The organism is Phaeobacter italicus, assembly GCF_019801785.1.
GTDB classification, from domain to species: Bacteria; Pseudomonadota; Alphaproteobacteria; order Rhodobacterales; family Rhodobacteraceae; genus Phaeobacter; species Phaeobacter italicus.
Genome location: NZ_JAHVIJ010000001.1, coordinates 129,894 through 146,617, shown reverse-complemented (window position 1 = coordinate 146,617; position 16,724 = coordinate 129,894). Strand labels below are relative to the sequence as shown.

17 protein-coding genes are annotated in these 16,724 nt (G+C 60.4%); 2 read left to right on the top strand and 15 right to left on the bottom strand.

Translation table 11 applies throughout. The features are described from left to right. Positions 1–3: 3 nt before the first annotated feature. From KUV39_RS00675 to KUV39_RS00620, 12 genes are all read right to left on the bottom strand, one after another. Positions 4–231 (bottom strand): DUF5337 domain-containing protein, encoded by a 228-nt coding sequence (locus KUV39_RS00675; protein ID WP_008560333.1) that lies wholly within the window; start codon positions 229–231, stop codon positions 4–6. A 54-nt stretch (positions 232–285) separates the two neighbouring features. Then, a complete protein-coding gene (locus KUV39_RS00670) occupies positions 286–1,461 on the bottom strand; it encodes an NADH-quinone oxidoreductase subunit E (protein WP_046209995.1) in 1,176 nt (391 codons plus the stop codon). Beyond that, positions 1,461–2,672 carry an NADH-quinone oxidoreductase subunit D gene (locus KUV39_RS00665; protein WP_008560945.1) on the bottom strand — a complete coding sequence of 404 codons (1,212 nt, stop codon included), beginning with the start codon at positions 2,670–2,672 and terminating at the stop codon, positions 1,461–1,463. The genes KUV39_RS00670 and KUV39_RS00665 overlap by 1 nt, the downstream gene beginning before the upstream one ends. Then, entirely contained in the window at positions 2,672–3,277 is a 606-nt protein-coding gene (locus KUV39_RS00660) for an NADH-quinone oxidoreductase subunit C (RefSeq protein ID WP_008560772.1), read from the bottom strand. The genes KUV39_RS00665 and KUV39_RS00660 overlap by 1 nt, the downstream gene beginning before the upstream one ends. A gap of 24 nt (positions 3,278–3,301) precedes the next feature. Then, positions 3,302–3,835: a NuoB/complex I 20 kDa subunit family protein gene (locus tag KUV39_RS00655; RefSeq protein ID WP_008561963.1), complete on the bottom strand. Its 534-nt coding sequence runs from the start codon at positions 3,833–3,835 to the stop codon at positions 3,302–3,304. Beyond that, on the bottom strand, positions 3,826–4,191 hold the full coding sequence (locus KUV39_RS00650) for an NADH-quinone oxidoreductase subunit A (protein ID WP_008561912.1): 366 nt from the start codon (positions 4,189–4,191) through the stop codon (positions 3,826–3,828). The genes KUV39_RS00655 and KUV39_RS00650 overlap by 10 nt, the downstream gene beginning before the upstream one ends. Positions 4,192–4,429: 238 nt before the next feature. Beyond that, positions 4,430–5,212 (bottom strand): crotonase/enoyl-CoA hydratase family protein, encoded by a 783-nt coding sequence (locus KUV39_RS00645; RefSeq protein WP_050673589.1) that lies wholly within the window; start codon positions 5,210–5,212, stop codon positions 4,430–4,432. An 83-nt stretch (positions 5,213–5,295) separates the two neighbouring features. Then, positions 5,296–6,147 carry a hydroxymethylglutaryl-CoA lyase gene (locus KUV39_RS00640; protein ID WP_222458666.1) on the bottom strand — a complete coding sequence of 284 codons (852 nt, stop codon included), beginning with the start codon at positions 6,145–6,147 and terminating at the stop codon, positions 5,296–5,298. Positions 6,148–6,237: 90 nt separating this feature from the next. Further along, entirely contained in the window at positions 6,238–8,187 is a 1,950-nt protein-coding gene (locus tag KUV39_RS00635) for an acetyl/propionyl/methylcrotonyl-CoA carboxylase subunit alpha (protein WP_222458665.1), read from the bottom strand. Then, complete coding sequence (locus tag KUV39_RS00630) at positions 8,180–8,608, bottom strand: ASCH domain-containing protein (protein WP_222458664.1); 429 nt, start codon at positions 8,606–8,608, stop codon at positions 8,180–8,182. Before KUV39_RS00630 ends, KUV39_RS00635 begins: the two co-directional genes overlap by 8 nt. Before the next feature lie 7 nt (positions 8,609–8,615). Continuing rightward, on the bottom strand, positions 8,616–10,220 hold the full coding sequence (locus KUV39_RS00625; protein ID WP_209035024.1) for a carboxyl transferase domain-containing protein: 1,605 nt from the start codon (positions 10,218–10,220) through the stop codon (positions 8,616–8,618). A gap of 76 nt (positions 10,221–10,296) precedes the next feature. Then, positions 10,297–11,835, bottom strand: coding sequence for an AMP-binding protein (locus tag KUV39_RS00620; RefSeq protein ID WP_222458663.1), 1,539 nt, complete (start codon positions 11,833–11,835; stop codon positions 10,297–10,299). Between the two features lie 149 nt (positions 11,836–11,984). On the opposite strand from KUV39_RS00620, the gene KUV39_RS00615 reads away from it, so the two are divergent. Further along, positions 11,985–12,587, top strand: a complete 603-nt coding sequence (locus KUV39_RS00615; protein WP_037302488.1) for an OmpW/AlkL family protein — start codon at positions 11,985–11,987, stop codon at positions 12,585–12,587. Between the two features lie 59 nt (positions 12,588–12,646). Here the strand turns inward: KUV39_RS00615 and KUV39_RS00610 are convergent, their stop codons facing one another. Together KUV39_RS00610 and KUV39_RS00605 are read right to left on the bottom strand one after the other, a co-directional pair. After that, on the bottom strand, positions 12,647–12,991 hold the full coding sequence (locus tag KUV39_RS00610) for a hypothetical protein (RefSeq protein WP_222458662.1): 345 nt from the start codon (positions 12,989–12,991) through the stop codon (positions 12,647–12,649). A gap of 36 nt (positions 12,992–13,027) precedes the next feature. Next, positions 13,028–14,188, bottom strand: a complete 1,161-nt coding sequence (locus tag KUV39_RS00605) for an isovaleryl-CoA dehydrogenase (protein WP_008559706.1) — start codon at positions 14,186–14,188, stop codon at positions 13,028–13,030. 199 nt (positions 14,189–14,387) lie between these two features. On the opposite strand from KUV39_RS00605, the gene KUV39_RS00600 reads away from it, so the two are divergent. Next, entirely contained in the window at positions 14,388–15,452 is a 1,065-nt protein-coding gene (locus tag KUV39_RS00600; protein ID WP_222458661.1) for a Hint domain-containing protein, read from the top strand. A gap of 38 nt (positions 15,453–15,490) precedes the next feature. Here KUV39_RS00600 and KUV39_RS00595 read toward each other — a convergent pair whose 3' ends face one another. Beyond that, positions 15,491–16,711 (bottom strand): DegT/DnrJ/EryC1/StrS family aminotransferase, encoded by a 1,221-nt coding sequence (locus KUV39_RS00595; RefSeq protein ID WP_222458660.1) that lies wholly within the window; start codon positions 16,709–16,711, stop codon positions 15,491–15,493. Positions 16,712–16,724 lie beyond the last annotated feature (13 nt).

Here is a 16,724-nt window from a genome sequence, read left to right as displayed (position 1 = left end):
TGCCTACCTTTGGCTGTCCTGGCGCATCCGCCAGAGTTGAAAAATGTTGACCCCTGCATAGATAAAGCCGGCGAGCGCGGCAAAATCGAACAGTAGAGCGTAGCGTCCGGCGAGCCCCAGAGCGGGGCCGATGAACAGCGTCACGGCAAGCCAGCCAAGCATTGTTGCAGCAATCACCAATGCGATGTGCCGTCCTTTTGCTGCCAGTGCCTTTTCGCGTTCTGCGCTCATTTGGTCCTGATGTCTGGCCCCTGCCCGCAATCAGGCAGAGGCGCTGTTGTTTCGTTAGTCGTCGTCGCCGTAGCGATCGTCTGCTTTTGCCTTCTTGGCGAATTCGGTCTCTTCACCGGAAGCGAGCTGTTTTGCCTGCTCGATCCAACCGTCACGCTCAATGCGGCCCTTGAACTTCAAACGGCTGTCGACCCAGGCGATCTCCGCCTCGCTCCACGCAGCAATTTGATCAAAGTGGAAAAAGCCCAGTTCGTTCAGCGTCTCTTCCAGCTTCGGGCCAACGCCCTTCAGCATCTTGAGATCATCTGCCTGACCGCCTCGCGCCGCAGAGAGGGTCTCTGGCTCTTTCTCGGCAACAGCAGCTGCACCACCCTCGGGGGATGCGGGCTCTTGAACAGCGGATTTCTTGGGCTTTTCAGCAGCGGCCTTCTTGGCAGCAGCTGCCTGCTTGGCGGCCGGGACAGCCTGTTTCGGGGCTGGCGGCGGAGTATCAGCGGTGTCGCGACCGGCAACCTTGCCATCCTTGCCAATCCACGGCGTCAGGATCGGAACCTCGGTCCCGTCGATCCGCTTGACGGTATCACCAATGTCCGCAGCCAGCTGGACCGAAGCGTTATACTGGGTCTTGCCGCTCTCGTATTCGGTGAGCGAGGTCAGACCGGACTTCGGCTCTGCCGCATAACGGCCATTTTGCGGGCCGGGCAGCGGAACCTGGCCTGCCGCCAGATCGTCTAGCAGCTTGGCAAAGCCCTCAGCGGTCAGGTCTTCATAGTAGTCCTTGCCGATCTGAGCCATCGGAGCGTTGGTGCAGGCACCAAGGCATTCGACCTCTTCCCAGGTGAACTTGCCGTCTGCCGACAGGGTAAACGGCTTGTTCGCGATCTTTTCCTTGCAGACAGCGATCAGGTCCTCGGCACCGCAGATCATGCAGGACGTGGTGCCGCAGATCTGAACATGTGCAATAGAGCCAGTCGGTTGCAGCTGGAACATGAAGTAGAAGGACGCAACCTCAAGCGCACGAATATAGGCCATGCCGAGCATGTCCGCGACATATTCGATTGCGGGCTTGGTCAGCCAGCCTTCCTGCTCCTGTGCGCGCCACAGCAGCGGAATGATCGCGCTGGCCTGGCGGCCTTCTGGGAACTTGGTGATCTGCGCTTCAGCCCAGGTCTGGTTCTCAGGCGTGAAGGCAAAGCTTTCGGGTTGTTCGGAATGCAGACGACGGAGCATTAGCGGTCAATCTCTCCAAATACGACGTCCATGGTGCCAATAATGGCAGCCACGTCGGCCAGTTGGTGTCCTTTGGCCACGTAGTCCATGGCTTGCAGGTGCAGGTAGCCCGGCGCGCGCAGCTTGGCGCGGTAGGGTTTGTTGGTGCCGTCGGCCACAAGATAGACGCCGAATTCGCCCTTGGGCGCTTCAACGGCGGCGTAAACTTCGCCAGCAGGCACGTGGAACCCTTCGGTGTAGAGCTTGAAGTGGTGGATCAAGCTCTCCATCGAGGTTTTCATGTCGCCGCGCTTCGGCGGGGTCAGCTTGCCACGGGCCAGAACATCGCCGGGTGTTTCGCGCAGCTTGCCGATACACTGACGGATGATCGACAGCGACTGGCGCATCTCTTCCATGCGGACAAGATAGCGGTCATAGCAGTCGCCGTTCTTGCCAACGGGGATCTGGAAATCGAATTCGTCATAGCACTCGTAAGGCTGCGAGCGACGCAGGTCCCATGCGAGGCCAGAGCCACGAACCATCACACCAGAGAAGCCGTAGTTCAGGATGTCCTCTTCAGTCACAACACCAATATCGGCGTTACGCTGTTTGAAAATCCGGTTTTCGGTCAGCAGGCCATCGATGTCGTCCATCACAGCCGGGAATGTGTAGGTCCAGGCTTCGATGTCGTCGATCAGCGCGTCGGGCAGATCCTGGTGAACGCCGCCGGGGCGGAAATAGGCCGCGTGCAGACGGGCACCGCAGGCGCGTTCGTAGAAGATCATCAGCTTCTCGCGCTCTTCAAAGCCCCACAGCGGCGGGGTCAGCGCGCCAACGTCCATCGCCTGCGTTGTCACGTTCAGCAGGTGATTGAGGATCCGGCCGATCTCCGAATAGAGAACGCGGATCAACGATGCGCGACGCGGAACTTCCACCCCGGTCAGCTTTTCGATGGCCAGACACCAGGCATGTTCCTGGTTCATCGGCGCCACATAGTCGAGGCGGTCGAAATACGGCAGGTTCTGCAGGTACGTCCGGCTTTCCATCAGCTTTTCGGTGCCGCGGTGCAACAGGCCGATATGCGGGTCGCAGCGCTCAACGATTTCGCCGTCCAGCTCCAGCACGAGACGCAGAACGCCGTGTGCCGCAGGGTGTTGCGGGCCGAAGTTGATGTTGAAGTTACGGATCTTCTGTTCGCCGGTCAGGGCGTCGTCCATTTTGGAGCCGTCCATTACTTCGCCCCCTCTTTCTCGTCGCCGGGCAGGATGTATTCGGCACCCTCCCACGGGCTCATGAAGTCAAACTGGCGGTACTCCTGAACCAGGCTCACTGGTTCGTAGACAACGCGCTTTTGCGCCTCGTCGTAACGGACCTCGGTGTAACCGGTGGTCGGGAAATCCTTGCGCAGCGGATAGCCACGGAAACCGTAGTCGGTCAGGATGCGGCGCAGATCCGGGTGGCCGGTGAACAGGATGCCGAACATGTCGAACACCTCCCGCTCAAACCAGTTGGCGGAGGGGTGCACATCCACGATCGACGGAACCATCTCGTCCTCACGGATCGAGACCCGCAGGCGGATCCGCTGGTTCTGGTACATGGACAGGAAGTGGTAGACCACATCAAAGCGCTTGGCGCGCTCGGGGTAGTCAACCGCGGTCACATCCACCAGAGAAGAGAATTTGCAGGTCGGGTCGTTCTTGAGGAACTCAACAAACCCGGCGATGTTTGCCGGGGCAACGTCGACGTTCAGCTCGTCAAAGGTCACGTCCCAGCCGATCACACAGTCAGGACGTTTCGCTTCGATCTGGGCGCCGAGTTCTTTCAGGGCTTCAGTCATTTTCGTCTCTCCAACCAAAGCCACTTAGCGCACGAGCGTGCCGGTGCGGCGGATTTTGCGCTGCAGCTGCATCAGACCGTAAAGCAGAGCTTCTGCCGTCGGAGGGCAGCCCGGCACGTAAACATCAACCGGCACAACACGGTCACAGCCGCGAACCACCGAATAGCTGTAGTGGTAGTAGCCACCGCCGTTCGCACAGGAACCCATCGAGATCACATAGCGTGGCTCGGGCATCTGGTCGTAAACCTTGCGCAACGCAGGAGCCATCTTGTTGGTCAGCGTCCCGGCCACAATCATCACGTCCGACTGACGCGGAGAGGCGCGGGGCGCGATGCCGAACCGCTCGGCGTCGTAGCGCGGCATAGAGGTGTGCATCATCTCAACCGCGCAGCACGCCAGACCAAAGGTCATCCAGTGCAGCGAGCCGGTACGGGCCCAGTTGATGATGTCCTCGGCGGAGGTCAGAAGAAACCCCTTGTCCTGAAGCTCAGCGTTCAGGGCCTGAGTGACCATTTCCTTGTCGACACCTGCGGTGTTGGCTCCGGTCATCACTCCCATTCCAGGGCCCCTTTCTTCCATTCATAGGCAAAACCGATGGTCAGGACTGCGAGGAACACCATCATCGACCAGAAGCCCGCATCACTGATGTCCTTGAAGCCGACGGCCCAGGGGAACAGGAATGCAATTTCCAAGTCAAAAATGATGAACAGAATCGACACGAGGTAAAAACGTACGTCGAATTTCATACGCGCGTCATCGAATGCGTTGAAACCGCATTCATAAGCACTGACCTTTTCGGGGTCCGGATTGCGGACGGCAAGTACAACTGCCGCCAAAATAAGAACAATTCCAAGCCCGACCGCTACGGCCAGAAACACCAGAATCGGGAGGTATTCCCGCAACATCTCTTCCACGAGTGGCTCCTTTCCGTGCGCGCGGATTCCTGCGCGCCGTCAATTGGCGTGTTGACTTGGGGCAGTGTCTACTCCCCTGCCCTCTCACCGTCAACCAAGGCATCGTTAATGGATGAACCTTCTGTAACCGACGCGGCAGAACAACATCACGCCCTTTAAACCCTATTGTTTTCATAGGATAAGGCGCGCCCGGTCAAAGGCACGCCTTGGTGAATGAAATGCGACAATAACGCCGCTTTTAACGCTGCCAGCTGGGTTTTTCCTTTGCAAAGAAGGCCGCGATGCCTTCTGGCGCTTCGCTGCCCTCCCAACGTTCGACCAATGCCGCAATTGTGTGATCGATGACCGCATCGTCGATTTTCGGCCCCAGATCCCGCACAAGCGCCTTTGCAGCCCCCACTGCTTCGGGTGCGCAGCTCAGATAAGGGACAACTTCGGCCTCGATTGCGGCCTCCAAATCAGCAGCGGGGACGGCTTTTGCGAGAATCCCCAGCTCCACCGCCTCCGCTGCATCAAACAGGCGCGCAGACATAAAGACGCGCCGCGCGCGCGCTTCGCCCATCCGCGCAACGACATAGGGGCCGATGGTTGCGGGAATCAGGCCAAGCCGGGTTTCGGTCAGCCCCATCTTGATGTGGTCCGCGCCAATAGCGACATCACACACGGACGCCATTCCGACGCCACCACCAAAAGCGTTACCCTGAATCGCTCCGATCACGGGTTGAGGCAGCGTGTTGATCGCCATCAACATCTCTGCCAGCACGCGGGCTTCCCGCGCGCGCGTCTCAGCGTCCGCAGTCATCTGCGCCTGCATCCATCCCAGATCACCACCTGCGCAGAAACTCTTGCCAGCGCCGGTCAGCACCACCACACGGACCGACCTGTCCGCCGCCAGCGCCGCTGCGGCCGCCTTTAGCTCCTGCAGCATCTCGCCCGACATGGCGTTATGTTTTTCCGGTCGGTTCAACATCAGCGTTGCAACGCCGCGGTCATCCCGAGACAGGGTGAGTGTGTTGTACATCCATATGCCTTTCAAAAGATCCTGTGCGCCGCCATTTGTTTTTCGGCGGCATCATCAGATTTGGGCTGCCATAAGCCGCTGGCTCAGCCCCGCATGGCCCGTGCCATTTCGGCAGCATCAGACAGCACCTCTGCGTCCAGTCCCGTCTCATAGCCAAGGCGCGTCAGATGCTCATGCACGGCTTCGGTTGCCACATTGCCTGCCGCACCGGGCGCATAAGGGCATCCGCCCAGACCGCCAACCGCCGCATCAAACACCCGCACTCCAAGCGACAGCGACGCATCGATGTTGTCAATCGCCCGCCCTGCCGTGTCATGATAGTGACCCGCAAGGCGACTGACCGGCACCCGGTCACGCACCGCAAGCAGCATTCGTGCAATCGAATCGGGCGTCGCCTGGCCGATGGTGTCGCCGAGCGAAATCTCATAGCAGCCCATCGAAAACAGCCGGTCTGCAAGATCGGCAACAGCGCCCGGATCTGTGGGGCCGTCAAACGGACACTCGACGACGCAGGAAATATAGCCCCGCACAGGCAGGTCGATGTGGCGGGCGGCCTCAATGATCGGGGTGAACCGTTCGATGGATTCGGCCACGCTGGCATTGATGTTGGCTTGGGAAAACCCTTCGGAAGCAGAGGCAAAAATCGCGATTTCATCAGCATTGGCCGCCAGCGCGTCCTCATAGCCGCGCATGTTGGGTGTCAGTGCAGCATAGCGCACATCGCTCCCCCGGTTGATCCCGGCGAGCACATCCGCAGAGCCAGCCATTTGGGGAACCCACTTGGGAGACACAAAGCTCGCGACTTCAATGCGCCGGAACCCCGCCTGCGTAAGACGGTCAACCAGCGCCACCTTCTCGGCGACCGGTATATCCCGTTTTTCATTCTGCAGTCCGTCTCTCGGTCCGACTTCGAAAATCTCGACACTTTCACTCACAGGCTATCCTCCCAAGCTCAATGCACAAATCAACTGGCCCTTCGGGCCGTGCAGCGCGGGCACGGCCAAAGCCGCGCCCATGCCAGCGATTTAGCTGTCCGCCTCTTCCAGACGAACCAGGGCTGCACCCGCTTCGACCTGATCACCAGCCGCGGCCAGCACCTCGGCCACAACGCCATCGCGCGCCGCCAAGAGTGAGTGTTCCATTTTCATCGCCTCAAGGATAGCCAATCGTTCACCTTCTTTGACGCTCTGCCCCGCTTCGGCAAAAACCGCCTTGACCAATCCCGGCATCGGGGCCTCGATCACGTTCTGATCCCCTCCCGCTGCCGAGGCGCGTTCAAGCGGGTCAACCACCTCGAACTGCAGGCCATAGCCATCAAATACGGTAATCGTGCTTCCGGACTGCGACATGGCCGGGAGACGATCGCCCCCCAGAACCCAGCCGCCACCGATCCGGTTCGCACAGACCTGAGCGTCAGGATCCTCGGGGAATTCCCAAAGCTGTCGATCCGGCCCATCCACTTCGACCATCGCCTCAAAGGGCTCCCCCTGATAGCTGAGGTGCACGGAACGGCGCATATCCGACCAGAGAGTAAAGCCCGTCTCCCAGCTGCCATCGATCAGCCCAAGCGCCTGCATGGCTGCTGCGGCCTTGTGTTCCGGCTTGACCTCAGGCGCCTTTACCAGCTGCTCAAGATCCCGCGCGATCAGCCCGGTGTCGACCTCTCCCGCTGCAAACCCCTCATGTGCGGCCAGCGCACCAAGGAAAGCCAGGTTTGTCACCGTGCCGCCCACTTCCGTCTCGGCCAGGGCCTGCGACAGGCGGGACAGGGCAATGGCGCGGGTGGGGCCATGCACGATGACCTTAGAGATCATCGGATCGTACCACGGGCTGATCGTGTCGCCAGCCCGCACGCCACTGTCCGCGCGGCAGCTTTCGGGGAAGGACAGATGAGTCAGGGTGCCGGTCGCAGGCAAGAACCCCTTGGGCACATCTTCTGCATAAAGCCGGGCTTCAAACGCGTGGCCAGTGATCGTAAGGTCGTCCTGCTGGGCAGGCAGGCTCTCGCCCGAGGCCACACGCAGCTGCCATTCCACCAGATCAACACCGGTGATGAGTTCGGTGACGGGGTGTTCGACCTGCAGGCGGGTGTTCATTTCCATGAACCAGAACCCGTCGGTGCGCAGCCCGTCAGATCCGTCGACGATGAACTCCACCGTGCCTGCGCCCTTATAGCCGATCGCCTCGGCCGCGCGCACGCCGGCCTGCCCCATCGCTTCGCGCATTTCTGGCGTCATGCCGGGTGCGGGTGCTTCCTCGATCACTTTCTGGTGGCGGCGCTGCAGTGAACAGTCCCGCTCGAACAGATGCACCGCGTGGGTTCCGTCACCAAAGACCTGCACCTCAATGTGGCGCGGTTGCTGGATGTATTTTTCGATCAAGACGTCAGGGTTGCCAAAGGCAGTCGTGGCCTCGCCCTGTGCGCTCTTCAGTGCTTCGGCAAAGTCACCAGCAGCCTCGACCAGCCGCATCCCCTTGCCGCCGCCCCCGGCAACAGCCTTGATGAGAACGGGATAGCCGATCTGATCCGCTTGTTCCTGCAGGAACCCTGCATCCTGATTGGTGCCGTGGTAGCCGGGTACGACCGGAACACCCGCCTCCTCCATCAATACCTTGGCCGCGTCCTTCAGCCCCATTTTGCGGATGGCATCAGCGGACGGGCCAATAAAGGTGAGGCCAGCGGCCTCAACGGCATCAACAAAGTCCGGGTTTTCCGAAAGAAAGCCATAGCCCGGATGGATCGCCTGAGCCCCTGTCGATTGGGCAATTGCGATAATCTCATCCCCAAGGAGGTAGCTGTCAGCAGGCGCCGGGCCGGTACCGATATGGCAGGCCTCATCCGCCATGGCGACATGCTTTGCGCCACGATCTGCTTCGGAATAGACGGCAACCGTTTTCACGCCCATGGCGCGGGCGGTTTCCATCACGCGGCAGGCGATCTCGCCGCGGTTTGCGATCAGAATCTTGTCAAACATCTTTGTGGTCTCCGAAATCACGGACCAGACGAAAGGTCTCAACCATCATCGGTGCGTTCTGGTGAAAGCGGCCCGCGCGGGTCATGTAGGCCTGATACCCGGCTCGCCAGTGCTCCAAATCTTTGAATTCTCCCTGCGGCGGAACCATCTCTGCCGTCACATCGCAAAAGCGGATCTTTTCCACTTTTTCCGTCTGTGTGGCGCAGGCGGCGGTTCCGTCCCAGCTCAAGACGATATCCACGCGCCCCACCTCGGGAAGGCTCTCCAAACCATCGTCAAAGACCGACCAGGCTTCGCAGCTGACGGTCTTGGCCCCCGACCGGATCAGGCCGATGATTTCGGCATTCAATGCCGGTGAATCGCCGGGGCAATAGCTTTGCGCGCCGGGATACTCTGCGATGGCTTCAGCAAGGGAAGTCATTTTTGCCTCACATCCGGAACACGCCAAAGCGTGTATCTTCGATCGGCGCATTCAGGGCAGCGCTGAGGGAGAGCGCCAGCACGTCGCGCGATTTGCGCGGGTCGATGATGCCGTCGTCCCAAAGGCGTGCGGAGGCATAGAGCGGATGGCTCTGCTCTTCGAACATGTCGATCGTGGGCTGCTTGAACGCCGCTTCTTCGTCAGCGCTCCAGCTGCCGCCCTGGCGTTCGATGGCATCGCGTTTCACCGTTGCCAGCACGCCTGCGGCTTGCTCGCCACCCATCACCGAGATGCGGGAGTTCGGCCAGGTCCACAGGAAGCGCGGGGAGTAGGCCCGCCCAGACATCCCGTAGTTACCGGCCCCGAACGAGCCGCCGACCAGCATCGTCACTTTCGGCACATTGGTGGTCGCCACCGCCGTCACCATCTTGGCGCCGTGGCGGGCGATGCCCTCGTTTTCGTATTTGCGGCCGACCATGAAGCCGGTGATGTTCTGCAGGAACACCAGCGGGATCTTGCGCTGGCTGCACAGTTCCACGAAATGCGCGCCTTTCTGCGCAGCTTCGGAGAACAGCACGCCGTTGTTGGCGATGATCCCGACGGGGCAGCCTTTCACATGGGCAAAGCCGGTCACCAGGGTCTCGCCAAAGCGCGGCTTGAACTCGTCAAAGCGGGAGCCGTCGACCAGACGCGCGATCACCTCGCGGATGTCATAAGGCGTGCGCAGGTCGCCGGGCACCACGCCAAGGATTTCCTCAGGATCGTAGGCAGGCTCTTCCGGGCTGGCCCAGTTTACTGTCAGCGGTTTGGTGATGTTCAGCGACTGCACCGCACGGCGCGCCAGCGCCAGCGCGTGGGCGTCATCCTCGGCCAGATAATCCGCCACGCCCGAAAGGCGCGTGTGCACGTCGCCGCCGCCCAGATCCTCGGCGCTCACGACCTCGCCCGTGGCGGCCTTTACCAGCGGCGGACCAGCGAGGAAGATGGTGCCCTGCTCCTTTACGATGATGGTGACATCCGACATCGCAGGCACATAGGCGCCGCCCGCGGTGCAAGAGCCCATGACGACAGCAATCTGTGGAATGCCCTTGGCCGACATGCGCGCCTGATTGTAGAAGATGCGCCCGAAATGGTCGCGGTCAGGGAAGACCTCATCCTGGTTGGGCAGGTTGGCCCCGCCCGAGTCGACCAGGTAGATGCAGGGAAGATGGTTTTCCTCGGCGATCTCCTGCGCGCGCAGGTGTTTTTTCACCGTCATCGGGTAGTAGGTGCCGCCCTTCACGGTGGCGTCGTTGCAGACCACCATGACCTCTTGCCCATGCACCCGGCCGATGCCTGCGATCACGCCCGCTGCGGGTGCCGCGCCGTCATACATATTGTGTGCGGCCGTCGCGCCGATCTCCAGAAACGGAGAGCCGGGATCGAGGAGGTTCGCCACCCGGCGGCGCGGCAGCATCTTGCCGCGGCTTTCGTGCCGCGCGCGAGATTTCTCGCCGCCGCCCATGCGCGCAGCCTCAGCCGCCTCGCTGATCTGCGCCAGCGCGTCCATATGCGCCGCGCGGTTCTGTTTGAAACCTTCGGAGGAAGGCATTGCCTTGGATGTGAGTTTCATGTCCACTCTCCCATTGTAGGGTTGAGATCTTTTGTTTCGCTTTGGCCATTCGGCCCGATGTGTTCCTCAAATTCGCTCACGCCAACTCCCCCTTCGCCCGCGCCTTCAGCTCCTTGCGGATCACCTTGCCGGTTACGGTCATCGGCAATGCATCCAGAAATTCCACCTCTCGGGGATAGGAGTACTGGGCGAGGCGCTGCTTGACGTGATCCTGAAGCTCTTTCTCGGTGGCCGTGGCGCCCGCTTTCAGCACCACATAGGCCTTCACGATTTCCGTGCGCAGCGGGTCGGGTTTGCCGACGACGCCCACAGTCGCCACGGCGGAATGGGTCATCAGGCAGTCTTCGATTTCGGCCGGGCCGATGCGGTAGCCCGCAGAGGTGATGACATCATCCTCGCGCCCGACAAAGCGCAGATAGTCGCCTTCCCAGATGCCACGATCACCGGTAACCAGCCAGTCGCCATGAAATTTCTCTGCCGTCGCCTCGGGGCGGTTCCAGTATTTCAGCATCATTGACGCAGCCCCGCGACGCACGACCACATCCCCCTCGCCCTGTGTGGGGGCGCCATCTGGGTCTATCACCTCCACCACGCAACCCGGTACCGGCTTGCCGATGCAGCCGGGACGAACCGGGAAGTCCACGGCACAGGAGGACACGGTCATGTTGCATTCGGTCTGGCCGTAGAACTCATTTATGGTGACGCCCAGATTCTGCTGGCCCCAGGCGAGCATCTCTGCGCCCAGGGGCTCTCCGCCGCTGGCGACAGAACGCAAACCGTCGAGCCCCTGCCCTGCTGATTTCAGCACCCGCAGCGCGGTAGGTGGGAAAAACACGTTACGCACCTCGCCGCGTGCAATGATCTCGGCGCAGGCCTCGGGCGTGAATTTGTCGAGCCGCGCCGCAACCACCGGCACGCCCAGCGCCAAACCTGGCATCAGCACGTCGAACAGCCCCCCGATCCAGGCCCAGTCCGCCGGTGTCCACAGGCAGTCCCCAGATTGACCAAGGTGGTCGTGGCTGATGGCAACCCCCGGCAAATGGCCAGACAATACCCGATGCCCGTGAACGGCGCCTTTTGCGCTGCCGGTGGTGCCGGACGTATAGATAAGGACAGCCGGGGTTTCCGGCGTTGTGTCCGCAAAAGGCAGACGAGAGGCGGCCTCTGCCCCTGCAATCAGCAACGGCTCCACCCGCAACGGCGTAGCAAGTGCGCCCAGCTGCGTCTCTCCTGCTGCATCCGTCAACACATAGCTGAGACCTGCATCATTGATCCGCGAGGCCAGCGCGTCATGCTGGAACAGTTTAAATAGCGGCACCGAGATGGCGCCAATCTTCCAGATCGCAAGATGCGCCGCCGCACAGCCAACCGACTGGCTCAACAAAACACCAACCCGATCACCCGGTTTGACCTTATCCAGCAAATGGCGCGCAATGCGGTCGACGTGATCGTGCAAGGCCCCGACGCTCACGTCGTGCCGATCCGGCCCGGTGAGATCAATCAGCGCCAGCTGGCTCTCATCATGATCCAGCGCCTGCGCCGCCATGTTCAGCCGGGCCGGAAAAACCCAGCTGCCGTCGGCCATCAAACCAGGATAGGTGGTATCGCTCGCCATCATCAGCCCTTCGCTTTTTGCATATCTGCTATGCGGAATTTCCGTTCATTCCCAACGGGAAAGACGACCTCTTCTTGATCCAGATCAGAGCAGAGCTGTGCAGCATGGCGCATAGATCTCTCGTACAAGAAAGAAGAGGGATAGTCCCAATGACCCGTATGGTATCCGCCCTGGCACTCAGCGCTGCAATCGCCGCTGTCGCAGGCCCCGCTCTCGCTCAGTCGCAAGGCGACTGGACCGTTGGTTTCGGCTTTGCCAATGTGAACCCGAAGTCCAACAACGGCACCGTCGGTGGTGCAGCGGCAACCGTAGATGACAACACCGCGCTGACCTTCACCGCCGAGTACTTCATCCGCGACAACATCGGTATCGAGCTGCTGGCTGCCAGCCCGTTCGAGCACGACATCTTCCTGAACGGCGGCTATGCGGCGACCACAAAGCAACTGCCGCCCACCCTGTCGATCAACTACCACTTCCCGACCCAGAGCAAATTCAAGCCCTTCGTCGGCGTTGGCATCAACTACACCACCTTCTTTGAGGAAAGCACTCCTGCTGGTGTGATCTCCCTGGATGACAGCTTTGGTCTGGCCGTGAACCTTGGTGCGGACTGGCAAGTGTCTGATCGCGGCGCCCTGCGCTTCAACGTCCGTTACATGGACATCGACACCGATGTGACCCTGAACGGCACCGATGTCGGCACTGCAGAAATCGATCCGGTCGTGGTTGGCTTTGGCTACGTGCACCGTTTCTGATCTTTCACCTTCGGGTTTCGGAAAGGCGTCGCTTCTGCGGCGCCTTTCTTTATTGCAGCTCACGTCTTTGGCGCGCCGGGCAAGCGAGGGGTTGGTCCACTGTGGCGGATCAACCCGCCGAGCCAGTTCACCTCGTAACGAAACAGCGCCGCACCATGTTCATCCGACACCCCGCATGTCACGACCAACCACGTCCAGGGGCCATTGCCAGGCCGGGCAGAGCAGTCGGTTGTCCGGGGCACACCCTCCAGTCCGGATGCTGCATGATCGGCAAGGTAGCGTTGCGCATAAAGGGTGATGACGTCGGTCTCCGTGATCCCCTGTCGCATCACACCGTAGCGAAATCCGATCCCGGCCAGAGCCAGCGTCAGCAGAACAAAGGGCCCCCAGTAGATCACCCGCATGACTGCATCCTTGTTCTGATCAGGACCGGAGCGCCATTACATCTGGCCCATCAGCTCGCGGCCAATCAGCATGCGGCGAATTTCGCTGGTGCCTGCACCGATTTCCATCAGCTTGGCATCGCGGAAGATCCGGCCAACCGGATTGTCGTTGAGATACCCTGCACCGCCAAAAGCCTGAACCGCCTGATGAGCCTGCGTCATCGCAACCTCCGAAGCATAGAGACAGCATGCTGCTGCGTCCTGCCGGGTGACGGTGCCCTTGTCACAGGCCTTTGCGACTTCATAGACATAAGCCCGGGCGGTGTTCATCGCGGTGTACATATCCGCGATCTTGCCCTGCATCAGCTGGAAGTTCCCGATCGGCTGGCCGAACTGTTTACGTTCTTTCATGTAAGGCATCATTTCGTCCATGCAGGCGGCCATGATCCCGGTGCCGATACCTGCCAAGACAACACGCTCGTAGTCGAGACCGGACATCAGGACGCGCACGCCCTTGCCCTCTTCGCCCAGAATGTTCTCAAACGGGACTTCCACATCCTCAAAGACCAGCTCTGCCGTATTGGACCCACGCATCCCCAGCTTGTCGAAGTGCTGCGAAGTGGAAAAGCCCTTCATTTCCTTTTCGATGAGGAAAGCCGTGATCCCCTTGGAACCAGCCTCAGGATCCGTTTTGGCATAGACCACCAGTGTATCAGCATCGGGACCGTTGGTGATCCAGTATTTGTTGCCGTTCAAACGGAAGTGGTCATTGCGCTTTTCGGCCCGCAGGCTCATCGACACCACGTCAGACCCAGCGCCCGCTTCGGACATCGCCAGGGCGCCGACATGTTCGCCGGAAATCAGCCGCGGCAGATACTTCTGCTTTTGCTCTTCACTGGCGTTCAGTTTGATCTGGTTCACGCAGAGGTTCGAATGCGCCCCATAGGACAGCGACACCGAGGCGCTGGCGCGGGCGATTTCTTCGACCGCAACAGTGTGGGCCAGATAGGACATGCCTGCACCACCGAATTCTTCGGGCACCGTGATACCGAGCAGACCCAGCTCCCCCATTTCCTGCCACAGTTCGGCGGGGAACTCGTTTTTCTGATCGATTTCCTGCGCCATCGGCTTGATGCGCTCTTGCGCCCAACGATGCACCATATCGCGAAGGGCGTTCACGTCCTCGCCCAGGTCGAAGGTCATACTCGCGTTAAACATCGATTCCTCCCGAACCAATCCATTATTGAACAGTTGTTCATTAATAGGCATATCCCCCGCCCCCAGTCAACAACCTCGCACAGCAGACCGCCAAACCTTCACAAGGGATTGAAACATTAACAAACATCCAAGGGTTGCCTTGCTTGCGCCATAGTATCGTGTGACAACAATTCAGGTTTTGGTAACCCGTGGCAGCCCAATGCGTAATCTGATCATCAACGGCACCTTTGATTCCGGCTCGGCCTATTGGACTGGAAATGACCTTGAGACGAGCTATAGCGAGGGTGCCTATCTCAACAACGGCTCCTCCAACCGGGTGGCCGAAATGGACGGCCGTGCCAATCAGACCACGGTGATGCAGCAGACGTTCCGCGTTGATGGCCCGATCCAAACGGCGGTCACCCTGGATGCGGCACTGCGCAATGCGTCGCTCAATCAGGCCGGGACCGAAGGTTTTACCGTTGAGGTTCTGGCATCTGACGGCACTGTCATCGCCTCCATGACAGTCCTTCCAACCACCAACAGCTTTACCCAGGTCAGCCTCGACGTGACCTTTGACAGCGCGGGCGATTACACCCTCCGCCTGACAGAGCTGGGCAAAGACAACAGTCTCGGCGCGATTGTCGACAACATCTCCCTGATTGTGTGCTTTTGCGGTGGCACGCTGATTGGAACGCCAGACGGGCCTCGCGCGATCGAAACCCTGCAAGCCGGTGACATCATCCTCACCGAAACCGGTGCAAAGCCGCTGCGCTGGATCGGGCGGCGGGTTGTTCAGACCGACGAAATGACACGCAACGCCAAGCTGAAGCCGGTGCGCATTGACACTGGTGCATTGGGCGCGGGCCTTCCGACACAGCCGTTGGAGGTCTCACGTCAGCACCGGATGCTCGTGCGCTCTCGCGTGGCTGGGCGCATGTTTGGCAGCCAAGAAATCCTGCTGCCAGCCATAAGGCTGACTGACCTGCCCGGCATCGAAATCAGCGAGGGCACAGAGCCCGTCAGCTACTTTCACATGTTGTTCGACAATCATGAAATTGTCCGGGCCAACGGCGCCCCAAGTGAAAGCCTTTTGGTGACTGAGCGGTCTTTTGCTGCGCTTACCCCAGCCGCACAGGAAGAGCTGCAAGCGCTCTTTCCCCATCTTGTGCACCGCGCCGGAACCGCGGCCGCATCTGCCCGCCCGATACCGGAGACAGCCCGCCAGAAGCGGCTGATTCAGCGGCTCGCCAAGAACCAGCACCCCGTCCTGGATGCAGCCTGATCCATCACGGCATCGACGCGGTCGGGGAAAACAGACCGTCAGACGCCAGACGCTGCGCCACCCGCCTGAAAAACAGCGCTGACTTCACTGCGGATAATGCGAGCAATCTGGTCGCAATCCTCAAGCGAAAAGGTGAGCGGTACGCGCATATCGATAATGCCCGCCAACACTCTGTCTGTTTTGGGCATGGCAGGTGCGTCGGCATACCGCCAGCTGTCATAGCGAGAGGTAAAGGCAACCGGTTCAGGCGCACCAAACCATTTCAGTTCAACTCCCCGGTCAGCACAGCGGCGCAGGACCTCTTCGACCCCGTCCGCCGACCAATCCAAGAGCAGGAACTGAATGGACGATCCGACAAAGTGCTCAGGTTCAGGGCGGTCGATCACGGTCAGCCCAGGTGTATCGCGCAGCCCTGCTTCAAGCCGACGATAACGGGCATTCCAGCGGTCCACCTGCGCCTCAAGATCCTGCAGCTGCGGCCGCAAAATGGCCGCCCGCAGATTGTCCATGCGCCCGGAAATATTCGGGGTCACATATTTCACCCGCTCAAAGACTTCCGGATCCGGTGCCGCACGGTGGCGAGAATACAGCATGTAAGAGCCAGAGAGCATGATCGCGCGGGCGGCGATCTCCTCGTCCGAAGTCACCAGCAAGCCACCTTCGCCCGAATTCACGTGCTTGTAGGTCTGGCAGGAATAACACCCAACCGCGCCGTGCCGACCCGACAGCGTGCCATTCCAGCGCGCGCCCATCGTGTGGGCGCAGTCCTCAATCACCGTGACCCCGGCAGCGTCACAGATCTCCATCAATCGGTCCATATCGCAAAGATGGCCCCGCATATGCGACAGCATGAGCACCTTGGGGTGATCTGACTGCGCAAGCTGCCCGGCCAGATCCTCCAGATCCAGCGTCAAAGCCTCGGTGACACCGACATAGACCGGCTGCGCCCCAACCGAGGCGATAGAGCCAGGCACCGGCGCGAGGGTAAAGGCGTTTGTCAGAACCCTGTCACCCGGCTTCACCCCAACCGCGCGCAAGGCCGTTGCAAGCGCATAGCCACCCGACGCCACTGCAAGCGCATAGGGCGCGCCCATCTGGGCGGCAAACTCTTCTTCCAGAAGGGTGGTTTCCCCCGCTTCGCCGTCTGCCACGTTATACCGATGGAGCCGACCGTGACGCATCACGTCGACTGCGGCCTCGATGGCGGCTTCGGGGATGGGTTCTTGCTGGGTAAAGTTACCCTTGAAAACGTCCGTCATGGGCCGAGTAGTG

What these genes read in the sequence shown, in the direction of transcription:
- KUV39_RS00675 (WP_008560333.1), bottom strand. Translation starts at nt 231, where the DNA reads ATGAGCGCAGAACGCGAAAAGGCACTGGCAGCAAAAGGACGGCACATC.
- KUV39_RS00670 (WP_046209995.1), bottom strand. Translation starts at nt 1,461, where the DNA reads ATGCTCCGTCGTCTGCATTCCGAACAACCCGAAAGCTTTGCCTTCACG.
- KUV39_RS00665 (WP_008560945.1), bottom strand. Translation starts at nt 2,672, where the DNA reads ATGGACGGCTCCAAAATGGACGACGCCCTGACCGGCGAACAGAAGATC.
- KUV39_RS00660 (WP_008560772.1), bottom strand. Translation starts at nt 3,277, where the DNA reads ATGACTGAAGCCCTGAAAGAACTCGGCGCCCAGATCGAAGCGAAACGT.
- KUV39_RS00655 (WP_008561963.1), bottom strand. Translation starts at nt 3,835, where the DNA reads ATGGGAGTGATGACCGGAGCCAACACCGCAGGTGTCGACAAGGAAATG.
- KUV39_RS00645 (WP_050673589.1), bottom strand. Translation starts at nt 5,212, where the DNA reads ATGTACAACACACTCACCCTGTCTCGGGATGACCGCGGCGTTGCAACG.
- KUV39_RS00635 (WP_222458665.1), bottom strand. Translation starts at nt 8,187, where the DNA reads ATGTTTGACAAGATTCTGATCGCAAACCGCGGCGAGATCGCCTGCCGC.
- KUV39_RS00630 (WP_222458664.1), bottom strand. Translation starts at nt 8,608, where the DNA reads ATGACTTCCCTTGCTGAAGCCATCGCAGAGTATCCCGGCGCGCAAAGC.
- KUV39_RS00625 (WP_209035024.1), bottom strand. Translation starts at nt 10,220, where the DNA reads ATGAAACTCACATCCAAGGCAATGCCTTCCTCCGAAGGTTTCAAACAG.
- KUV39_RS00620 (WP_222458663.1), bottom strand. Translation starts at nt 11,835, where the DNA reads ATGGCGAGCGATACCACCTATCCTGGTTTGATGGCCGACGGCAGCTGG.
- KUV39_RS00615 (WP_037302488.1), top strand. Translation starts at nt 11,985, where the DNA reads ATGACCCGTATGGTATCCGCCCTGGCACTCAGCGCTGCAATCGCCGCT.
- KUV39_RS00610 (WP_222458662.1), bottom strand. Translation starts at nt 12,991, where the DNA reads ATGCGGGTGATCTACTGGGGGCCCTTTGTTCTGCTGACGCTGGCTCTG.
- KUV39_RS00605 (WP_008559706.1), bottom strand. Translation starts at nt 14,188, where the DNA reads ATGTTTAACGCGAGTATGACCTTCGACCTGGGCGAGGACGTGAACGCC.
- KUV39_RS00600 (WP_222458661.1), top strand. Translation starts at nt 14,388, where the DNA reads ATGCGTAATCTGATCATCAACGGCACCTTTGATTCCGGCTCGGCCTAT.
- KUV39_RS00595 (WP_222458660.1), bottom strand. Translation starts at nt 16,711, where the DNA reads ATGACGGACGTTTTCAAGGGTAACTTTACCCAGCAAGAACCCATCCCC.